14 protein-coding genes and 1 pseudogene are annotated in these 14865 nt (G+C 74.5%); 12 read left to right on the top strand and 3 right to left on the bottom strand.

Going from position 1 to position 14865, the window contains the following annotated elements; translation table 11 throughout:
• The first annotated feature begins 28 nt into the window (after positions 1-28).
• From OVA14_RS09295 to OVA14_RS13870, 7 genes and pseudogenes are all read left to right on the top strand, one after another.
• Positions 29-1261: a CpaF family protein gene (locus OVA14_RS09295; RefSeq protein WP_267503617.1), complete on the top strand. Its 1233-nt coding sequence runs from the start codon at positions 29-31 to the stop codon at positions 1259-1261.
• A gap of 34 nt (positions 1262-1295) precedes the next feature.
• Positions 1296-2159 carry a type II secretion system F family protein gene (locus tag OVA14_RS09300; protein ID WP_324287999.1) on the top strand — a complete coding sequence of 288 codons (864 nt, stop codon included), beginning with the start codon at positions 1296-1298 and terminating at the stop codon, positions 2157-2159.
• A 564-nt stretch (positions 2160-2723) separates the two neighbouring features.
• The gene (locus OVA14_RS09305; RefSeq protein ID WP_267503618.1) at positions 2724-3092 is read left to right on the top strand and encodes a type II secretion system F family protein; all 369 of its coding nucleotides are present in this window, start codon (positions 2724-2726) and stop codon (positions 3090-3092) included.
• An 11-nt stretch (positions 3093-3103) separates the two neighbouring features.
• Complete coding sequence (locus tag OVA14_RS09310) at positions 3104-3292, top strand: hypothetical protein (RefSeq protein WP_267503619.1); 189 nt, start codon at positions 3104-3106, stop codon at positions 3290-3292.
• Positions 3292-3672 carry a TadE/TadG family type IV pilus assembly protein gene (locus tag OVA14_RS09315; RefSeq protein WP_267503620.1) on the top strand — a complete coding sequence of 127 codons (381 nt, stop codon included), beginning with the start codon at positions 3292-3294 and terminating at the stop codon, positions 3670-3672. The genes OVA14_RS09310 and OVA14_RS09315 overlap by 1 nt, the downstream gene beginning before the upstream one ends.
• The gene (locus tag OVA14_RS09320) at positions 3647-4144 is read left to right on the top strand and encodes a hypothetical protein (protein WP_267503621.1); all 498 of its coding nucleotides are present in this window, start codon (positions 3647-3649) and stop codon (positions 4142-4144) included. The genes OVA14_RS09315 and OVA14_RS09320 overlap by 26 nt, the downstream gene beginning before the upstream one ends.
• Positions 4141-4269, top strand: a pseudogene (locus OVA14_RS13870) (hypothetical protein); the annotation flags it as partial. The gene OVA14_RS09320 and the pseudogene OVA14_RS13870, both read left to right, overlap by 4 nt.
• 23 nt (positions 4270-4292) lie before the next feature.
• Here OVA14_RS13870 and OVA14_RS09325 read toward each other — a convergent pair.
• On the bottom strand, positions 4293-7511 hold the full coding sequence (locus OVA14_RS09325) for a PKD domain-containing protein (RefSeq protein ID WP_267503622.1): 3219 nt from the start codon (positions 7509-7511) through the stop codon (positions 4293-4295).
• 181 nt (positions 7512-7692) lie between these two features.
• Here OVA14_RS09325 and OVA14_RS09330 point away from each other — a divergent pair, with 181 nt between their 5' ends.
• Positions 7693-7935 carry a hypothetical protein gene (locus OVA14_RS09330; protein ID WP_267503623.1) on the top strand — a complete coding sequence of 81 codons (243 nt, stop codon included), beginning with the start codon at positions 7693-7695 and terminating at the stop codon, positions 7933-7935.
• Between the two features lie 15 nt (positions 7936-7950).
• On the opposite strand, the gene OVA14_RS09335 is transcribed toward OVA14_RS09330, so the two are convergent.
• Positions 7951-9183 carry an MFS transporter gene (locus OVA14_RS09335; RefSeq protein ID WP_267503624.1) on the bottom strand — a complete coding sequence of 411 codons (1233 nt, stop codon included), beginning with the start codon at positions 9181-9183 and terminating at the stop codon, positions 7951-7953.
• Positions 9184-9309: 126 nt separating this feature from the next.
• Between OVA14_RS09335 and prfB the strand changes: the two genes are divergently transcribed.
• Both prfB and OVA14_RS09345 read left to right on the top strand, forming a co-directional pair.
• Positions 9310-10425 carry a peptide chain release factor 2 gene (prfB, locus tag OVA14_RS09340; protein WP_267503625.1) on the top strand — a complete coding sequence of 372 codons (1116 nt, stop codon included), beginning with the start codon at positions 9310-9312 and terminating at the stop codon, positions 10423-10425.
• Positions 10426-10444: 19 nt separating this feature from the next.
• On the top strand, positions 10445-11827 hold the full coding sequence (locus OVA14_RS09345; RefSeq protein ID WP_267503626.1) for a 4-hydroxyphenylacetate 3-hydroxylase N-terminal domain-containing protein: 1383 nt from the start codon (positions 10445-10447) through the stop codon (positions 11825-11827).
• 70 nt (positions 11828-11897) lie between these two features.
• Here OVA14_RS09345 and OVA14_RS09350 read toward each other — a convergent pair whose 3' ends face one another.
• Positions 11898-12668, bottom strand: coding sequence for a hypothetical protein (locus tag OVA14_RS09350; protein WP_267503627.1), 771 nt, complete (start codon positions 12666-12668; stop codon positions 11898-11900).
• Positions 12669-13148: 480 nt separating this feature from the next.
• Here OVA14_RS09350 and ftsE point away from each other — a divergent pair, with 480 nt between their 5' ends.
• Together ftsE and ftsX are read left to right on the top strand one after the other, a co-directional pair.
• Positions 13149-13877 carry a cell division ATP-binding protein FtsE gene (gene ftsE, locus OVA14_RS09355; protein ID WP_267503628.1) on the top strand — a complete coding sequence of 243 codons (729 nt, stop codon included), beginning with the start codon at positions 13149-13151 and terminating at the stop codon, positions 13875-13877.
• Positions 13874-14788 (top strand): permease-like cell division protein FtsX, encoded by a 915-nt coding sequence (ftsX, locus tag OVA14_RS09360; protein ID WP_267503629.1) that lies wholly within the window; start codon positions 13874-13876, stop codon positions 14786-14788. Before ftsE ends, ftsX begins: the two co-directional genes overlap by 4 nt.
• Positions 14789-14865 lie beyond the last annotated feature (77 nt).

Below are 14865 nucleotides of genomic sequence, written 5' to 3' on the forward strand. Positions count from 1 at the left end.
GTGACGCGCCTGGGCTTCACTGGCTCGCATGCGCCAGGCCGTCGCCGAGATCACCGCCACCGTGCGGGCGAGGGTGCGTCGCGACGGCGTCGACCTCGCCGGCTCGGGCGACCTCGCCGAGCGCTACGTGCGCGACGCGGTGCGCGCCTACGCCGAGCGATCGCTGGGCGGCAGCGTGCCGATGCTGGCCGACGAGCGCGCGGCCGAGCGCGACGTGCTCGCCGCCGTCCGCGGCTACGGTCCGCTGCAGCCCTACCTCGACGACCCCGAGATCGAGGAGCTCTGGATCAACCAGGGCTCGCGCGTCTTCGCCGCCCGCTCCGGCGTCTCCGAGCAGCTGCCGCTGCGGCTCACGGAGGGCGAGGTGCGAGACCTCGTGGAGCGCATGCTCTCGACCACAGGCCGCCGCGTCGACCTCAGCACGCCCTTCGTCGACGCCTCGCTGCCCGACGGCTCGCGGCTGCACGTCGCGTCGGGCGACGTCGCGCGCGGCGCCATGAGCATCAACATCCGCAAGTTCTCGCGCCGGCTCGCCTCGCTGTCGGCGCTCGTCGAGCGCGGCGCGCTCCACCAGCAGGCGGCGTCGTTCCTGCGGCAGTCCGTGATCGCGGGCTGCAACATCCTCGTCTCCGGTCCGACGCACGCCGGCAAGACGACCCTGCTGAACGCGCTGCTCGGCGCGGTGCGGCCGGGAGAGCGGGTGGTCACCGTCGAGGAGACCTTCGAGCTCGACCCGCCCGTCGACGACATCGTCGGGCTGCAGTGCCGCCAGCCCTCCCTCGAGGGCACGGGCGAGATCACCCTCCGCCGCCTCGTGAAGGAGTCGCTCCGGATGCGGCCCGACCGCCTGGTCGTCGGCGAGGTGCGCGAGGCGGAGGCCCTCGACCTCTTGATCGCGCTGAACTCCGGCGTGAGCGGCATGTGCTCGATCCACGCGAACTCCGCCCGCGACGCGCTCTCGAAGCTCTCGACCCTGCCGCTGCTCGCGGGGCGGAACATCGACGCCGGCTTCGTGCTGCCGACGGTCGCGCAGTGCATCGACCTCGTCGTGCACCTCGCGATCGACGCGCGCGGGAACCGGCAGGTGGTCGAGATCCTCGCGCCCACAGGGCACGTGCAGGGCACCGTCATCGAGGGCTCCAGCATCTTCGCGCTGCGCGGCGGGCTGCTCGAGGCCACGGGCTCGCACCCGACGCGGCTCGAGAAGTTCGCCGCGGTCGGCGCCGACCCCACCGCGCTGCTCGCCCGGGGTGCGGCATGAGCCGGGGCGGGCGCCCGGCGGAGGGCGGTGCGGCATGGACGGACTGAGCTGGCTGCTGGGCGCCGCGCTCGGCCTCGGCCTCGTGCTCGCCGCGAGCCCGTGGCTGTGGCCGCAGACCTCCCGACGGCAGGATCCGCGCCGCAGCCGGATCGTCGACCACCTCACGCAGGCGGGCCTCGACGGCGTCCCGCCCCTCGCCGTCGCCGCCGCATCGCTGCTGCTCGGCGTGCTCGCTGCGGGCGTGGCGCTCGCGCTCGCGCCGGTCGTGGCCGTCGCCGCCGCGGCGTTCGCGGTGGGCGCGGCCGCTCCGCCGCTCGCGGTGCGGTGGCGAGCCCGCCGCCGCCGCCGCGCGCAGGCGGCCGTGTGGCCCGACGTGGTCGATCACCTCGTCTCGGCCGTCCGCTCGGGCCTCGCGCTGCCGGACGCCGTGGCGCAGCTGCAGGACGCCGGCCCGGCGATCACGCGCCCCGCGTTCGCCGCCTACGCGGCCGACCACCGCGCCACGGGCTCCTTCTCGTACGCGATCGACCGGTTGAAGGACCGGCTCGCCGACCCGGTCGCCGACCGCATCCTCGAGACGCTGCGGATGGCGCGCGAGGTCGGCGGCAGCGAGGTCACGACGGTGCTGCGCGACCTCGCCGCGTACCTCCGCGTTGACCTCGCGACGCGCAACGAGCTCGAGGCGCGCCAGACCTGGGTGGTGAACGCCGCGCGGCTCGGCGTCGCGGCGCCCTGGATCGTGCTCCTCATCCTCTCGACCCGGCCCGAGGCCGCGCAGGCGTACAACGCGCCCGGCGGCGTCGCGCTCATCGTCGGCGGCGCCGTCGTCACCGTCATCGCCTACCGCGTCATGCTGCGGATCGGCGCGCTCCCGACCGAGGCGAGGTGGTTCGCGTGAGCGCGGAGCTCGGCTGGTCGCTCATCCTCGGCTCGAGCCTCGGGATGGGGCTGTGGCTGCTCGTGAGCCTCGTGCCGATCCTGCGGCGGCCGCTGCTGCTGCACCGGGTCGCGCCCTACGTGCTCGACGTCTCCTCCGGTGCCCGCGACCTCGTGGCGCGCCGTCGCGTCGACCCCGCCCGGGTGCTGGGCGTCGTCGCATCGCCGGTCGGCGACCGGCTCGCGCCCGTCGTCCATGCGGTGCTCGGGGCGCCCGACACGATCCGCCGCCGCCTGCGCCAAGCAGCTTCCACGGAGTCGCTCGAGGACGTGCGCGGCAAGCAGCTGCGATGGGGCGTGCTCGGCGGCGTCGTCGGCACGGCGCTCGGGGTCGTCGGCGCCGTGCAGGGGGCGAGCCCGGCCCTCCCCGCCGGCCTCGGGCTCCTCGGTGCCGCGTGCGGGGCGCTCGCCGTCGACGTGCTGCTGCAGCGAGCCGCGAAGCGGCGGCTCGCGCGCATCTCGGGCGAGCTGCCGTCGATCCTCGAGTTCCTCTCGCTGAGCCTCGCGGCGGGCGAGGGCCTCCAGGATGCGCTGCGGCGGGTCGGCGCGGCCGGCTCGAGCGCGCTCGGGCGCGAGGCTCGGCGGCGTCGTCGCCGACGCGGCCGCCGGCACGAGCCTCTCGAGCGCGCTCGAGACGCTCGCGACCGAGCTCGGCCACCCTGGCGTGACCCGCAGCGTCGATCAGATGCGGGGCGCACTCGAGCGGGGCACCCCGCTCGCCCAGACGCTGCAGGCGCAGGCGCTCGACGCCCGCGACGCCGCGAAGCGCGACCTGCTGGAGGCAGCGGGCCGCAAGGAGATCTCGATGCTCGTGCCGCTCGTCTTCGGCCTGCTGCCGACGACGGTGGCGTTCGCGCTGTGGCCCGGGGTGCACGTGCTCCAGGTCGGATTCTGAAGGAGGAAGCGATGTCCACGATCAGCAGGAGGTTCCAGCGGCTCGTCGGCCGCGTCGCCCAGGAGGAGCGCGGGGACGTGCCCGGCTGGGTGCTCGTCACGCTCATGACCGCGGGGCTCGTCATCGTGCTCTGGACGGTGGCGGGACCCGCGCTCACCGGAGTCTTCGAGCAGGCGATCGCGCGCGTCACGAGCTTCTGATGCGGCTGGCCGACGAGCGCGGCTCGGCGGTCGCCGAGTTCGCCATGGTCGCGGCGCTGCTCGTGGCGCTCGTGCTCGCGGTGATCCAGCTCTCCCTCGCGATGCACGTGCGCGCCACGCTCGCCGACGCGGCCGCCGAAGGAGCCCGGCACGCCTCGCTCGTGGGCGCCGACGCCGGCGCCGGCGTGGCCCGCACGCAGGCGCTCATCACGACGGCGGTCGGCGCCGACTACGCGCAGGACGTGACGGCCGGCACCGCGGTCGTCGCGGGCGTCGACACGATCCGCATCACGGTCGCCGCGCCGCTGCCGGTCCTCGGCCTCATCGGTCCGACGGGTCTGGAGGTGAGCGGCCATGCGCCCGTCGAAGCGCTCGGCTGAGGCCCTCGCACCGCGCATCGCGCAGCTGCGTGCGTGCCTCGCCGACGACCGCGGCAGCGCCTCGCTCGAGTTCCTGACGGTCGGCGTGCTGCTGCTGGTGCCGCTCGTCTACCTCGTGCTCGTGCTCGGCCAGATCCAGCTCGCGGTGCTGGGGGTCGAGGGCGCAAGCCGGCACGCGGCGCGCGTCGTGGCCGCGGCCGACAGCCACGAGGCGGGACTCGCCGCGGCCGATCGAGCGATCCGCGTCGCGCTCTCGGACGCCGGCGTCGACCCCGCAGCCGCAGGGGTCGTCGTCACCTGCGAGCCGCGGCCCGACGCCTGCACGACGCCGCGCGGCACCGTGACCGTGCGGGTGGAGGCTGCCGCCCCGCTTCCGCTGGCACCGCCGGTGCTGGGGCTCGAGACCGGCATCGCCGTGCCGGTCGAGGCGCAGGCGATGCAGCCCGTCTCCGCGTTCGGGGCGCAGCCATGAGGGCCGCGCTCGGCCGCGCATGGCTTCGGCTCCGCCGCGAGGAGGAGGGATCGACGCTGCTGCTCACGATCGGCTTCGCGGCGCTCGCGCTCGCGCTGATCCTCGCCGTCACCGCTGCCACGAGCCTGCTCGTCGAGCGGCGCCGCCTCTACACGGTCGCCGACGGCGCGGCCCTCGCCGCGGCGGAGGCCTTCGCGCTCGAGCAGGTGCGCTTCGACGGCGAGGCTCGCGAGCCCCGAGGCTCGCCGACGGGGCGGTCGACCGCGCGGCGGTCGCGTGGGCGGCGGCGGCCGAGGGCGAGCTCGACGCCGTGCAGGTCGAGGGTGCGAGCGCGGATGCACGGAGCGCCACCGTCGCCGTCTCGTCCGCCTGGCGGCCGCCGGTCGTGAGCCTGTTCCTGCCGGAGGGCATCCGGCTCGACGTCACGGCGACCGCCCGCTCGGTGTTCGTCGACTGAGCGGGTGGGTGGACGATCGCGCGTCAGGGCGTCCGGGTCACCCGCAGGTCGTCGAACGACAGCACCGTGCGGGGCACGGTCGAGGTGCTCGAGATCGCGCCCCGGAGCGCCACCTGCCCAGCGGACTGCAGGCCGGCCGTGGCGTCCGTCGCCTGGATCTGCCACTGCGTTGGCGGGCTGCCGGTCGCGCGCCACGCGCTCGCCGCGAGCGCCGTGGGCGAGGTGCCGCGCACGCTCAGCCGCACCACGATCGCCTCGCCCGGTGCGTAGGTGCCGGGCAGCACGACGCCGCCGGCCGCGCCGATCGCCGTCTCGCCGCGCAGCAGGAAGAGCCGCATCGCGCCGCCCGCGTCGAGCCGCAGCCGCGCGGCGTAGGCTCGCGGTGCCGACGACGCGCCCGAGCACCGTGGCGCTCGCGGCGCCGCCCGCCGCGGGGACGTCGGCGCGGACCGCCACCTGCACCACCGCGTCTGCGGTGCTGAGCGCCCCGAGCGTCGCCGTGCGCGTCTGCGCGGGGATGAGCGTCAGCTGGCCACGGCCGCCCGCGACCGAGAACGGCGCCGTCGTCCCGCCGCCCGCCGTCCACGCGCCGCCGCCGTCGGCCGAGCCCCAGCCTCCGGTCGCCGATCGCTCGAAGGCGTCGCTCGCGAGCACATCGGGCGGCGGAGGCGGCGGCGCCACCACCACGGTGCGCTCGGTCGTCGCCGTCGCGCCGTCGTCATCGGTGACGGTGAGGCCCACCACGTAGGTGCCGGGCGCCGCGTAGGTGCGCCGGGCGGTGGCACCGGTGGCGGTCGCGCCGTCGCCGAAGCGCCACGACCACGCCACGACCCGACCGTCGGCGTCGGAGGCTCCCGTGCCGTCGGCGTCGAGCACCGACCCCGCGAGCGACGTGATGAACGACGCGGTCGGCGGCTGGTTCGGGGGCGGCGGAGGCGGCGGGGGCGGCGGTGCCCCGGCGCCGGTCACGCGCAGGTCGTCGAAGGTCAGCCGCGTCGTCGCCACGGTGGAGGACGCGCTCACCGAGCCCTTGATCGCCACCGTGCCCGCCGTCTGCAGCCCTGCGGCGCTGCTCGTGGCGGTGAGCTGCCACGACGACGGCGGGGAGCCGCCCGCGGGCCACACCGAGGCGGCGAGCTGCGTGGGGGAGGTGCCGGTCACCGAGAGGCGGGCGGCGAGCGGCTGCCCCGGCGACCACGTGCCGGTGGCGGTCGCGAGGCCGGTGCTGCCCTGCAGCAGGTGGAGGCGCAGCACGCCGCCGGGCTCGAAGCGCACGTTGAGCCCGTAGGAGCTCGCGCCCACCGTGCGGCCCTGGATCGTGGCGTGGGCGGCGCCGCCCACCGAGGCGACGTCGGAGCGCAGCGTCGCGTCGACCACGACGGCGTCGGCCGAGACCGCGCCGAGCGTCGCGACGCGGGTCTGCGAGGGGATGAGCGCCAGCTGCCCGCGGCCGCCCGTCACCGAGAGCGGCCCGCCCGTGCCGCTGCTCGTCGTCCAGGCGCCGCCGACGTCGGCCGTGCCCCAGCCTCCCGAGGCCGTGCGCTCGAAGGCGTCGGCCGCGAGCACCTGCTGCGCGGGCGGCGCGGTGCGCAGCGTCCAGGTGGGGGAGGTGGTGCGGCTCGTGCCGTCGTCGACGACCGCGCGCCACTCGTAGGCGGTGTCGGGCTCGAGGCCCTCCCAGGGCGCCGAGGCGGTGCCGCCCGCGGCGACCGTGCGGGTCGCGATGGGCGCGAAGGGCGCCGGCTGCGGCTCTGCGAGGGGGAACGGCAGCGTGAACGCCGAGCTCGCATCGGTCTCGTACCGGCCGAGCACGGGGGAGTACGTCTCGGCGCGCATCGTGCCGGCCGCCGGGTCGAAGCGGTAGGTGCGCAGCCAGCCGTCGCCGCCGTTCGCGCGCGCCTGGTAGTTCGAGAGGATCTGGTGCACGGGCTGGCCGCACGCGTTCGCGTCGGTGCGGTTGGCCTCGCCGAGGTCGCCGTCGTGCGCGTGGCCCGCGACCACGAGCCGGATCTCGCAGTTGGTGCGCACGAAGTCCTGCCACAGCGCCGTCTGCGAGGTGCCGCCGGGCCGCTCGGCCGCCACGTTCCTGAGGCCGTCGACGCGCAGGAAGCTGTGCGTGGCGAGGATGACGATGCGGCCCGGATGCGCGTCGATCACGCGCTCGGCCCAGTCGAGCGCGACGCGCGGCGCCTCCCACTCGAGGTTGAGCACCAGGAGGTCGCGGCCGCCCGCGGTGAGGAGCGCGTAGCTGTCGCCGTTGCCGCGGTCCACCGGGTCCGGCCCGAACTGGCTCTGGCCCAGGTGGCCGCCGTAGCGCGTGCTCGCGTCGTTCCAGGCGGCGCCCGCGAACCGGGCGACGCCGAAGCGCGCCTCGTACTCGGCGAGGTCGCCCGTCGCCTCGTCGAAGTCGTGGTTGCCGGGGAGCACCGTGTAGGGCACGGCGGCGTCGTCGAGGATGCGGAAGGCGGTCGAGACGTTCGTCCACTGCCGCGGCACGTCCCAGTCGCTCACGAGGTCGCCCAGCTGCATGACGAAGGCCGTGGCGAGGGCCGCGCGGCTGTCGCGCACCCACCGCAGCTGCGCCTCCAGGTTCGCCTCGTTCGCGTAGCTGTAGTTCTGGGTGTCGGGCACGACGACGATCGAGAACGGGGCGGCGTCCGTGGGTCCCGGCACCTTCGCCCCGACGCGGCGACCCTCGAGGACGACGTCGAGCGAGCCGCCGTCGGGGTCGTCCGCGACGACCGAGAGCGTGGGCACGGCACCGCTGGTGGCGCCGTCGGCAGGGCCGACGAGCGTCGCGGCGGGCGCCGCGGCGGCGGCGGCGGGCGCCGTGAGCACCGCGGCGGCGAGCGCGAGCGCGATCGCGGCGGCCGCGGCCGGGAGCCTGAGGGATCGGGACGCTGCAGACACGGGCACCTCCGTCGCCGGCCCGTGACGCCTGGTCTCCGGGAGCGCGTCGTCGCGCTCCTGAGCGCGATGATGGCACTCGCCGTGCGCGCCGACAAGAGACGTCTCGCGGCCTGCCGGCCGCCGCTCGGTCGCCCGCCGCTCGGTCGCCCGCCGCTCAGTGCGCGGGAGTACCCTCCCGGGCATGGCCGAGCAGACCCCGGACGAGCCCCAGATCGACGACGACGCCGTCGCCGCGAGCCTGACGACCGACCAGCCCGAGCAGGCGGCCGACGGCCTGCGGCAGCTCATGGAGCACCCCGGATTCCGCGCCCTCGTGGAGCAGATCCAGCAGGGCGAGCTCGACGACGACGAGCTGCGCGCCGAGGCGACGTCGTTCGCCCACGACCTGCTCGCGCGCCAGGAGCTGCACCGCGACGAGCAGTAGCGGCCCTGCCGCGGGCTAGCCCCGCCCGATGCCGCGCGGCAGGAACCGCACGAGCATGACGGTGCCCGCGACGCACAGCAGCGTCAGCGAGCCCGCCGCGACCGCGATCGAGGCCACCGACACGAGCGCCGAGATCAGCAGCGGCGCCGCCGCGCCGCCGAGGTCGACCGTGAGGCGCCAGGCCCCGAGGAAGGGCGCGGGGTTCTGCCGATCGGCGAGGTCGGCGCCGAGCGTCATGATGATGCCCGAGCCGAAGCCGTTGCCGAGCGAGAGCACCATCGCGGCCGCCACGAACCAGCCGACCGCGGCCGAGAGGTCGTGCGAGGCCGCGAGCATCGCGAAGGCGACGCCCATGAGGGTGAGGGCCGGCACCACCGACCAGAGCCGGCCGAAGCGATCCATGATCCAGCCGGAGAGGAAGAAGAGCGCGAAGTCGAGCCCGCCCGCGATGCCGATGACGATGCCGGTCGTCACCGCGTCGAGCCCGATGGAGACGGCCCACAGCGGCAGCAGCACCTGCCGCGCCGAACGCGCGAGCGAGAGCATGGCCGCGCCCACGCCGACGGTGCCGAGGATGCGGGCGCTGCCCCGGATGACGGCGAAGACGTGCTGCCGCTCCTCCACGACCTCGATCGCGCCCGTCGTCGCGGGCGTGCGCTCGAAGGCGGAGGCCGGGTCGGGCAGCACGAGCAGCACGACGATCGCGATCACGGTGCCGACGGCGCAGACGACCCACACCGAGTGCACGGGGAGGCCGAGGCCCAGCACCGCGGAGCCCAGCAGCGGGCCCACGAACATGCCCAGCCGGAAGATGCCGCCGAGGGTCGAGAGCGCCCGCGCCCGGTAGCGCAGCGGCACGAAGGTCGTCATGAAGGCGTGCCGGGCCAGGCCGAAGACCGCGTGGCCGAGGCCCAGGACGAACACGGCGACGCCCAGCACCCACACGTCGCGCGCGACGAACGCGAGCGCGAGCGCCGCGAGCACGAGCGCGCCCGCCGCGATCATCGTGGGGCGCTCGCCGAAGCGCGCGACGATCGAGCCTCCGGGCACGTCGCCCGCGAGCTGGCCCACCGTGAGCATCGCCGCGACGACGGCCGCCACGGCGAGCGAGGCCCCGAGGTCGCCCGCGATGAGGGGGATGTAGGGGATGACGGCGCCCTCGCCGATCGCGAACGCGGCGGTCGGCACGAAGGCGGCGCCCGCGACCCGCCGCCACGGGAAGCGCTCCGACTGGTCGACGCCGCTCACGATCCGCTCACGCTGCGAGCCTACGACCTGTCTGATCTCGGGCCCCGAGCGGGGCCTGGACCGATCCGGTCCCCGCGCGCGGACGCACGGCATCCGCCGCCTCCGGGCTCGGTAGGCTGGAGCATCATGGCCGATCTCGACATCGCCGGCGACATCGCCGACCTCCGCTCCACCTTCGCCTCCATCACCGCGGTGGCCGACGTGCCGCAGCTCGAGGCCGACATCGCGACGCTCTCGGAGCAGGCGGGCGCGCCCGACCTCTGGGACGACGTGGAGGCGGCGCAGAAGGTCACGAGCGCCCTCAGCCACAAGCAGGCCGCCCTCAAGCGCATCACCGAGACGACGGCGCGCATCGACGACCTCGAGGTGCTCGTCGAGATGGCGAACGAGGAGGGCGACGCCTCGGTGCAGGACGAGGCCCGCAAGGAGCTCGCCGCCATCAAGAAGGTCGTCGCCGACATGGAGATCCAGACGCTCCTCGACGGCGAGTTCGACTCCATGCCCGCGGTCGTCACCATCCGCGCCGGTGCCGGCGGCGTCGACGCGAGCGACTTCGCCGAGATGCTCCTGCGCATGTACCTGCGCTACGCCGAGCAGCACGGCTACTCGGTATCGGTGCACGAGACCTCCTACGCGGAGGAGGCGGGCATCAAGTCGGCGTCCTTCGAGGTCGACACCCCGTACGCCTTCGGCAACCTCTCGGTCGAGGCCGGCACGCACCGCCTCGTCCGCATGAGCCCCTTCGGCGCGGCCGGCAAGCGCCAGACCTCGTTCGCGGCGGTCGAGGTCGTGCCGCTGTTCGAGGAGGCCGTCGAGGTCGAGGTGCCCGAGAACGACATCCGCGTCGACGTCTTCCGCTCCTCCGGCCCCGGAGGCCAGTCGGTCAACACGACCGACTCGGCCGTGCGCATCACGCACATCCCCACCGGCATCGTCGTCTCGATGCAGAACGAGAAGAGCCAGATCCAGAACCGCGCGGCCGCGATGCGCGTGCTGCAGAGCCGCCTGATGCTCCGCCAGCGCGAGGAGGAGGCGGCGCGCAAGAAGGAGCTCGCCGGCAACATCTCGGCCAGCTGGGGCGACCAGATGCGCTCGTACGTGCTCGCGCCGTACCAGATGGTCAAGGACCTCCGCACGCTGCACGAGGTGAACAACCCGAGCGCGGTCTTCGACGGCGACCTCGACGGCTTCATCGCCGCGGGCATCCGCTGGCGCAAGCAGCAGCAGCTCGAGCAGGACTAGCGGAGCGGCGGCGCGGGCCATGCAGACGGGCGCCGACTACCTCGCGAGCCTCGACGACGGCCGCGTCGTCGTGCTCGACGGGGAGCGCGTCGAGCGCGTGGCCCAGCATCCGGCGCTCGCGGGCACCGCGGCGACGATCGCCTCGCTCTACGACGCGCTCCACGGGTCGGACGCCGCTGCGCTGCTCGCCGAGGGGCCCGGCGGCGCACCCACCCACGCCTTCTGGGCGATCCCGCGCTCGCGCGGGGACCTCCGCGCCCAGCGCGAGGCGATCCGCGCCTGGCAGCGCACGACGCACGGCTGGCTCGGCCGCACGCCGGAGACGATGGCCGCGACCATCACCTCGATGGCCGCGCACGCCCCCTTCTACGGCCGCTTCGAGGCGAACGTGCGGGCGATGCACGCGCGCGACGCCGCCGCGGTCACGCACTACGCGCAGGCGCTCGTGAACCCGCCCGTGGACCGTGACCTGCCGCCCGACGAGGTGGCCGACGTCTTCCTCCACGTCGTGCGCGAGACCGACGAGGGGCTCGTGCTGCGCGGCGCGAAGGCCGTCGTCACGGGCGCCGCGACGGCGCAGCGCCTGCTCGTCTCGCACTTCGGCGGCGAGGTGCAGACCGACGACTTCGCGATCGCCGCCTCGGTGCCGGTCGGCGCCCAGGGCCTGCGCCTCTACGCGCGCGGCATCCCCTCGGCGCCGGACGCGCCGCTCGCCTCGCGGTTCGCGGAGCACGACTGGCTCGTGGTCTTCGACGACGTGCTCGTGCCGTGGGAGGACGTCCTCATCCGCGACGCGGCGACGATGCTCGCGCACAACCGCGGCGCGGTCGGCTGGAACGCGCGCCTCGCGCTGCAGTCCGCCACGCGGCTCGAGGCCAAGCTCGAGCACCTCGCGGCGCTCGCCGCGCGTGCGGTCGAGATCCTCGGCACGCAGGAGCTCCGCGGCGTCCAGGCGGCGCTCGGCGAGCTCGTCGCCGTCCGCCACGCGGTGGCGGGGATGCGCGACGCGATGATCGAGCAGGCCGGCCCCGTCGGCGACGAGGGGGCGTGGGGCCCGGGCGTCGAGCCCGCGATGGCCTTCTCCGCCGCCGCGCCCGATGCCTACGGGCGCGTGCGCGCGCTGCTGCAGACGACGCTCGCCTCGGGCCTCGCGCACCTGCCGGTGCCGGCCGCCGCGCTCGCCGAGCATCCCGAGGTCGCGCCGCTGCTGCGCGGCAGCGGGGGAGCGGACGCGTCCGAGCGGCTCGATGTGCTCGGCACGCTGCACGACGCGCTCGTCAGCGGCTTCGGCGCGCGGCACGAGCTCTACGAGCGCAGCCACTGGGGCCAGCCCGAGCGCACCCACGTCGGCATCCTCGGCCTCGCGCGGGCGCACGGGCGCCTCGACGACTGGCGCGGCTGAGCGCTGCGACGGCACCACGAGGGGCCGCCCGCTCAGCGGACGGCCCCTCGTGGTCGCGGAGTGCGCTGCGCTAGCGCGTCACGACCTTCTGGTAGGGCGTGAGGCGCGACCAGTTGCCCGAGACCTGGATGTCGCCCGCCGGGGGCTTCAGGATCCAGCAGGTGTAGCGCGAGGTGTCGAAGCGGTTGTTCAGCACGTCGATGTTCTGGAACGGGCCGTAGCCCTTCTGCGCGATGTTCACCGAGCAGGCGCCGCCATCGATCCAGTTGAGGTAGATGCGCACGTTCGAGGTCGTGCCGCGATCCTGCGTGATCATGATGGCCGCGTTGTAGGCGCCCGAGAACCGGTTGCGCTCGATGATGTAGTTCGAGCCGCTCTGGATCTGGATGTTGTCGTCGTGGCTCGGGCCGCCGTTCCAGCCCGGGTCGTTCTCGAAGTGCAGGTTCTGGTGCAGCAGCGAGTCGCGGATCGTCACGTTGCCGGGAGCCCAGAAGTGACCGCTGTCGACGACGTTGCGGACCTCGATGCGGTTCGCGGTGATGTTGAAGCCGCGGAGGCCGTCGATCTTGGGGTGGCGGTGGGTCGGGTCGAGCTCGCTGTCCTGGATCGTCAGGCTCGCGCCGGGCGTGATCACCTGCACGAGGGATGCCTGGCCGCCGATCGCGCCGCCGCGGATGAGGGAGTTGCGGATGATCACGCCCGAGGCGCGCACGTCGACGTAGCCGCGGATGTCGAGGCCGTCGATGACGGTGCCGGGGCGGGTGATGACGAGGTTGCCCGTGTGGACGCGCAGCTGCGTGCCTGCGGGCACTCCCGTGGAGTCGGGCGTGGGCATCGCCATCTGGGGGCGGATGAACGGGCGCTCGGGCGCAGGTGCGGCTGCGGCCGAGGCGGGCGACGCGGCGCCCAGCGGCAGGAGCCCGCCGAGGAGTGCCGCGGCTGCGGCGGCGACGGCGAGCCGAGCGCGCAGGCGCCCCCCGATGCGACTCGTCGTCGGGTCAGTGGTGTCACGGTCGTTGAGAATGATGGAGCCTCTCGTGGAGCAGGATCGCGCGAGGGACGCACTGCGGCGCCGAAGGGGCTGCAGGCGATGGATGGTCGAGCAGGGCGGTCGTGACCTCGCCCGCTGCGCCTGCGGCTGCCTCGCGCCTGGAGCGCTCGACGCACTGAGGGTACCAGAGGCCAATCCTCAGGAAACCGAGGAGAAATCAAGAGGTGCGCCTGCGCGGCGACGCGTCGCGGCCCCTCGCCGCGCGGGAGCCGCGCCGCGCCGGGCGCGTGCGCGCGCCGAGCGCGCCGAGGCCCATACCCTCGACGCGTCATGATCCGGTTCGACGAGGTCTCGAAGACCTACTCCCGCAAGGCGCGCCCCGCCCTCGAGGGCATCTCGCTCGAGATCCTCAAGGGCGAGTTCGTGTTCCTGGTCGGCGCCTCCGGCTCCGGCAAGAGCACGCTCATCCGCATGGTGCTCCGCGAGGAGCGCCCCACGAGCGGCGAGGTGCACGTGCTCGGCCAGCGCCTCCAGGCCCTGCCCACCCGCCGCGTGCCCTTCTTCCGCCGCAACCTCGGCGTCGTCTTCCAGGACTTCCGCCTCCTGCACAACAAGACCGTCTACGAGAACGTCGCCTTCACGCTGCAGGTGATCGGCAAGAGCCGCGGCTTCATCTCGGAGGCCGTGCCCGACGTGCTGAAGATCGTCGGCCTCGCGGGCAAGGCCAGCCGCCTGCCGCACGAGCTCTCCGGCGGCGAGCAGCAGCGGGTCGCGATCGCGCGCGCCGTCGTGAACCGGCCGCCGATCCTGCTGGCCGACGAGCCCACCGGCAACCTCGACCCCTCGACGAGCGCCGGCATCATGGCGCTCCTCGCGCGCATCAACGAGGGCGGCACGACCGTCGTCATGGCGACGCACGAGGCGGCGATCGTCGACTCGATGCAGAAGCGCGTCGTCGAGCTCGACGCGGGCCGCATCATGCGCGACGAGGCCACGGGCTCGTATCGCCGCACGCTCGCCGCCTACGACGACGAGCTCGGCGAGGAGGTGCCGGCATGAGGATCCAGCTGATCGCCGACGAGGTCTGGAACGGCCTGCGCCGCAACCTCTCGGTCGTGGTCTCGGTCGTGCTCGTCACCTTCATCTCGCTCTCGTTCGTGGGCGCCGCGATCCTGCTGCAGATGCAGATCACGCAGATGAAGGGCTTCTGGTACGACCGCGCCCAGGTTGGCATCTACTTCTGCGGCCCCGTCGACGCCACCGACACCTGCACGCAGACCGCTGCCACCGAGGAGCAGGTGCAGGCCGTGCGCGAGGTGCTCGAGACCGGCGCGATCGCCCAGTACGTCGGCGACGTCGAGTTCGAGGATCGCGAGGCCGCCTACGCGAACTTCATGGACCAGTTCGGAGGCACGGCGAGCGCGGAGTTCGCGAGCCCCGAGACGATGAACGAGGCGCTGCGCGTGCGCCCGACGACGCCCGACGACGCCGCGCTCATCAGGGAGGCGACGAGCTCGCTGCCGGGCGTGCTCGAGGTGCGCGACCAGCAGGCGCTCCTCGAACCGATCTTCCAGGTGCTCAACACCGCCTCGCTCGCGGCGATCGGCGTCGCCGTGCTCATGCTCGTCGCGGCGGTGCTGCTGATCTCCACGACCATCCGGCTCTCCGCATTCTCGAGGAAGCGCGAGCTCGGCATCATGCGCCTCGTGGGAGCCTCGAACCGCTTCATCCAGACGCCGTTCATCATCGAGGGCGTCGTGGCGGCGCTCCTCGGCGCGGTGCTCGCGGCCGGCTCCGTCGTCGCGATCGTGCACTTCTTCCTGCAGGGCTACGTCGCGCCGATGCTGCAGACGATCGCGATCGTCGGGGTCGGCGACGCGCTCGTGGTCGCGCCCGTCCTCGTGGGGATCGGCGTGCTCTTCGCGGGCGTCGCCGCGGCAGTCGCGATCCGCAGGTACCTGCGGATCTGAGCGCGGATCCGGCCATGTCCTGGCAGGCTCGTCCCGACGGCCGCTAGGCTGGAGGGCTGCCCGCACCGTGCGGGCGC

Source organism: Agrococcus sp. SL85, assembly GCF_026625845.1.
Lineage (GTDB): Bacteria > Actinomycetota > Actinomycetes > Actinomycetales > Microbacteriaceae > Agrococcus.